Below are 483 nucleotides of genomic sequence, written 5' to 3'. Positions count from 1 at the left end.
TGGTCGGGAAGACAGGATTCGAACCTGCGACCCCTTGGTCCCAAACCAAGTGCTCTACCAAGCTGAGCTACTCCCCGTATAATGGCGCGCCCGAGAGGAGTCGAACCCCTAACCTTTTGATCCGTAGTCAAACGCTCTATCCAATTGAGCTACGGGCGCATCTATTAAAGCAACTCTTATATTATAACGATCTTAAATTCAGATATCAACAACTTTTTTTGGTGCGGCCGAGAGGACTTGAACCTCCACGGGGTTGCCCCCACTAGGCCCTCAACCTAGCGCGTCTGCCATTCCGCCACGACCGCTTAACAAAGCGACAAGTAACATCATACCAAAACGAGATGCGTTAATTCAATGGTAATTAATGGTGCGGGTGAAGGGAGTCGAACCCCCACGCCTTGCGGCGCCAGATCCTAAGTCTGGTGCGTCTGCCAATTCCGCCACACCCGCATATAAAATTTAAGATGGTGAGCCATGAAGGAC

4 tRNA genes are annotated in these 483 nt (G+C 50.9%); all 4 read right to left on the bottom strand.

The annotated features are described in order from the left end of the window. Nucleotides 1–77, bottom strand: a tRNA-Pro gene (locus BK139_RS23365). Between the two features lie 5 nt (nucleotides 78–82). Continuing rightward, nucleotides 83–159, bottom strand: a tRNA-Arg gene (locus tag BK139_RS23360). 60 nt (nucleotides 160–219) lie between these two features. After that, nucleotides 220–305 (bottom strand) — tRNA-Leu (locus BK139_RS23355). Between the two features lie 60 nt (nucleotides 306–365). Beyond that, nucleotides 366–450 (bottom strand) — tRNA-Leu (locus BK139_RS23350). Between the last annotated feature and the right edge of the window lie 33 nt (nucleotides 451–483).

Origin of the sequence: Paenibacillus sp. FSL R5-0490, assembly GCF_001956215.1 — a bacterium.
In the GTDB taxonomy this organism is placed as follows: domain Bacteria; phylum Bacillota; class Bacilli; order Bacillales; family Cytobacillaceae; genus Cytobacillus.
Note: the sequence above shows the minus strand (reverse complement) of the source record. Positions and strands in the feature narration are given on the sequence as shown.